3 protein-coding genes and 1 riboswitch are annotated in these 4,222 nt (G+C 68.9%); of the genes, 1 reads left to right on the plus strand and 2 read right to left on the minus strand.

Translation table 11 applies throughout. The annotated features are described in order from the left end of the window. A partial coding sequence (locus ACFWF3_RS26380) for a biotin carboxylase N-terminal domain-containing protein (RefSeq protein WP_379316017.1) occupies positions 1-274 on the minus strand: 274 nt, incomplete at its 3' end. Between the two features lie 290 nt (positions 275-564). Further along, positions 565-762: riboswitch (cobalamin riboswitch) on the plus strand. A 136-nt stretch (positions 763-898) separates the two neighbouring features. On the opposite strand from ACFWF3_RS26380, the gene metE reads away from it, so the two are divergent. After that, on the plus strand, positions 899-3,169 hold the full coding sequence (gene metE / locus ACFWF3_RS26385; RefSeq protein WP_379316021.1) for a 5-methyltetrahydropteroyltriglutamate--homocysteine S-methyltransferase: 2,271 nt from the start codon (positions 899-901) through the stop codon (positions 3,167-3,169). Between the two features lie 85 nt (positions 3,170-3,254). Here the strand turns inward: metE and ACFWF3_RS26390 are convergent. Further along, positions 3,255-4,222 (minus strand): bifunctional 2-methylcitrate synthase/citrate synthase (locus ACFWF3_RS26390; RefSeq protein ID WP_379316019.1); only part of this gene is annotated, 968 nt, incomplete at its 5' end.

Consider the following 4,222-nt stretch of genomic DNA (forward strand, 5'->3'; position numbering starts at 1 on the left):
GGTCGGGGTTCTCCGACAGGAAGCCGTAGCCGGGGTAGATCGCGTCGGCGCCGGCGCTCTTGGCCGCCTCGATGATCGCCTCGATCGACAGATACGCGCGAACGGGATGACCCTCTTCGCCGATCTGATAGGACTCGGCAGCCTTCAGGCGATGGACGGAATTGCGATCCTCGTGCGGGAACACCGCGACCGTTCCGATGCCGAGTTCGTAGGCCGCGCGGAAGGCACGGATAGCGATCTCACCACGATTTGCGACCAAGACTTTCGAGAACATTGGCCTACGGTACCCGGCCACGAGCCGGGGCCGGACACGCAAGGTGGCTTCGCAGCAATCTTCACACCGCACACCTGCCTACCTGCGAAGTTGCGTTCATCGGGCCGTCACATCTCACCGTGCGCAGCGGTGCGCGGTGCGCGCGGACAACATGGGCGCAACCGCAGGTCACGGCCGTGTTCAGGATGGGGCGGTGACCCATGGCCCCGCTGAGGGCCTATGCTGGGCAGGCAGCTGGTTCGCGTGCGCGGTGGAAGAGTCGGAGCCCCGACCTCCCGCGTAGGCGTCGAAACCCGGGTGCGGATCATGTTCCGCACCGGGTGAGAGGGAACCCGGTGAGAATCCGGGACTGTCCCGCAGCGGTGAGCAGGAACGACCGCCGTCATCAGCACTGGGCTGCACGCCTGGGAAGCGACGGCCAGTAGGTCGGTCGATCACACGACCGGTGCCCGCGAGTCCGAAGACCTGCCGACTGTGCCGGATACGCCGTATCCGGCGGCCACCGCCTCGTGGATCGGGCGCGCGGACCACCGATACCGACCTGTCGTGTGCTTTCGCGACTCTGTCGGCCGTGTGGCGTGTGCCCGCGAAAAGGCGGCGGCTCTCCCCGCACGACACTGGAGAATCTCCGTGACTGTTTCGCATACCCCCTTCACCGCAACGGTTCTCGGCCTACCGCGAGTGGGCCCGAACCGGGAACTCAAGCGCGCCACCGAGTCCTACTGGGCGGGCCGCGCCGATGCCGCGCACCTGCACGCGGTCGGCCGTCAGCTCCGTCGCGGCCAGCTCACCGAACTCGCCGCGGCCGGAATGGATTCGGTGCCGGTGGGCACCTTCTCCTACTACGACCAGATGCTCGACACCGCGGAACTGCTGGGCGCACTGCCGGCGCGGGTCGCCGGAATCGCCGATCCGCTCGACCGCTATTTCGCGGCCGCGCGCGGCACCGACACGATCGCTCCGCTGGAGATGACCAAGTGGTTCGACACCAACTACCACTACCTGGTGCCCGAAATCGACGCGGCCACCACCTTTTCCCTGCATCCGGGCAAGCTGCTGACCGAACTCGACGAGGCGATCGAGCTGGGGGTCCCCGCACGGCCGGTGGTGATCGGTCCGATCACCTTCCTGAAGCTGGCCAAAGCCGTCGACGGCGCCGCACTGGAGCGGCTACCCGAGCTGGTGCCGCTGTATCTCGACCTGCTGGCCCGGCTGGCGGACGCGGGCGCGCGGTGGGTACAGATCGATGAGCCGGTGCTGGTCACCGACCTGACCGAGGCGGAGCTCGCCCTGGTCGGCCAGACCTACAGCGCGTTGTCGGCCGCGCAGAACCGGCCCGCGATCCTGGTCGCCACCTACTTCGGGCACCCCGATGCCGCCCTGGCGGTGCTGGCCGACACCGAGATCGAGGGTGTCGCCCTCGATGTCACCGCGGGCGCCGATCTCTCGGCGGTCGCGGCGTTGCCCACCCTGTCCCGCAAACTGGTGGTGGCGGGTGTGGTCGACGGCCGCAATATCTGGCGCGCCGACCTCGACGCTGCCCTCGGCACCCTCGGCACCCTGCTCGGCAGCGCCGACGCGGTGGCCGTGTCGAGCTCGTGCTCGCTGCTGCACGTGCCGTATTCGCTGACTCCCGAGACCGGGCTGGACGAGCGGCTGCGCTCGTGGCTGGCCTTCGGCACCGAGAAGGTTGGCGAGGTGCGCGTCCTGGCCACCGCACTCACCGCAGGCGTCGACGCGGTCGCCGACGAGCTGGCCGCGGCCCGCGCCGCCGCCGACTCACGCCGGACCGATCCGCGTCTGCACAACGACCAGGTCCGCAGCCGGTTGGCCGCGCTCGACGAGAACGACCTGACCCGCTCCCCCGCCGACGAGCGCCGCGCCCGCCAGCGCGATCACCTCGACCTGCCGGTGCTGCCGACCACCACCATCGGCTCCTACCCGCAGACCTCGACCATCCGGCTGGCCCGTGCCGCGCTGCGCAAGGGCGAGATCGACCAGGCCGAGTACGTGCGGCGGATGCGGGCCGAGATCGCCGACGTGATCACCCTGCAGGAAAAGCTCGGTCTCGACGTGCTGGTGCACGGTGAACCCGAACGCAACGACATGGTGCAGTACTTCGCCGAACTGCTCGACGGTTTCGCCGTCACCGAGGCGGGCTGGGTGCAGTCCTACGGCACCCGCTGCGTGCGTCCGCCGATCCTGTTCGGCGATGTCACCCGGCCCGCGGCGATGACGCTGTCGTGGATCGGATACGCCCAGTCGCTGACCACCAAGCCGGTCAAGGGCATGCTCACCGGCCCGGTGACCATCCTGGCGTGGTCGTTCGTCCGCGACGATCAGCCGCTGGGTGAATCGGCCCGCCAAGTCGCGCTCGCCATCCGGGACGAGACGCTCGACCTGGAAGCCCAGGGCGCGCGGATCATCCAGGTCGACGAGCCCGCCCTGCGCGAGCTGCTGCCGCTGCGCGCGGCCGAACAGCCTGCGTACCTGCGGTGGTCGGTGGACTCGTTCCGCCTCGCCACCGCGGGCGTCGCCGACACCACCCAGGTGCACACCCACCTGTGCTACTCGGAGTTCGGTGAGGTCATCTCGGCGATCGCGGGCCTGGACGCCGATGTCACCTCGATCGAGGCGGCGCGCTCGCACATGGAGGTCCTCGACGATCTGAACGCGGCCGGGTTCGCGCTCGGTGTCGGGCCTGGCGTCTACGACATCCACTCGCCGCGGGTGCCGTCGGTCGAGGAGATCACGATCTCCCTGTCCGCGGCACTGAAAGCCGTTCCGGCCGAACGACTCTGGGTGAATCCGGACTGCGGCCTGAAGACCCGCGGACCGGTGGAGGTCGAGGCGTCGCTACGCAATCTGGTGACGGCCGCCGCGGCACTGCGCTGACCGCCGGGAGCTGACCACCGCGACGGTGAGTGGCACACAGACCACTGCCCCGGACGGAGATTTCCGTCCGGGGCAGTGGTTCGGTTCAGCTCGCCCTGGCGACCGGAACCGCACGCTGGGCCACGCCGCGATACTCCGACAACGGCCGGATCAGCGCGTTGGCGGCCGACTGCTCGGCGATGTGCGCGGTCCAGCCGGTGATCCGGCTCATCACGAAGATCGGCGTGAACATCTCGATGTCGAAGCCCATCAGGTAGTAGGCAGGCCCTGCCGGAAAGTCGAGATTCGGCGCTATGCCGGTTTTCTCGGCCATCGCGGCGGCGAGTTCGCCGTACATGCGGACCCACTGCTGTCCCCCGGTCACCGCCGCGACCTCGTCGAGGGCCGCCTTCATCGTCGGCACCCTGGAGTCGCCGTTGCGGTACACGCGATGCCCGAAGCCCATCACTTTGCGCTTGGCGCCCAGGGTTTCGGCGATCCATGCCTGCGCGTGCGCGGGATCGGCGATCTCGAGCATAGTGTGCATCACCGCCTCGTTGGCGCCGCCGTGCAATCGTCCCTTCAGGGCGCCGATCGCCGCCGTGATGGCGCTGTAGGAGTCCGAGCCGGTGGAGGTCACCACGCGAGCGGCGAAGGTCGACGCGTTGAATCCGTGCTCGGCGTAGAGAATCAGCGAGATCTCGAACGCGCGCACGATCCGCGGATCAGGTACCGCACCGAAGCACATGTACAGGAAGTTCTCGGCGAAACCGAGCTGGGAGTGCGGTGCGATCGGGTCGAGCCCCCGGCGCCTGCGCATCGCCGTCGCGATCACCGTCGGCAGCAGCGCGGTCAATCTCAGTGCGGCGTCCAGTCTTTCGCGCTCGCTCGTACTCTCGGAGGCCGCGTCCTCGGTGCCGAGGTAGCTCACGACCGTACGGACCGCGTCCATCGGGTGGCAGGTCTGCGGCATCTTCTCCAGCAGGGCGAGCACCGACCGGTCGATCCGGCGCTGGGCGCGTTCACGCTGGCAGAGCAGTTGCAGCTGACCGTCGTCGGGGAGTTCGCCATACC

Source organism: Nocardia sp. NPDC060220, from assembly GCF_042727815.1.
Classification (GTDB): Bacteria; Actinomycetota; Actinomycetes; order Mycobacteriales; family Mycobacteriaceae; genus Nocardia.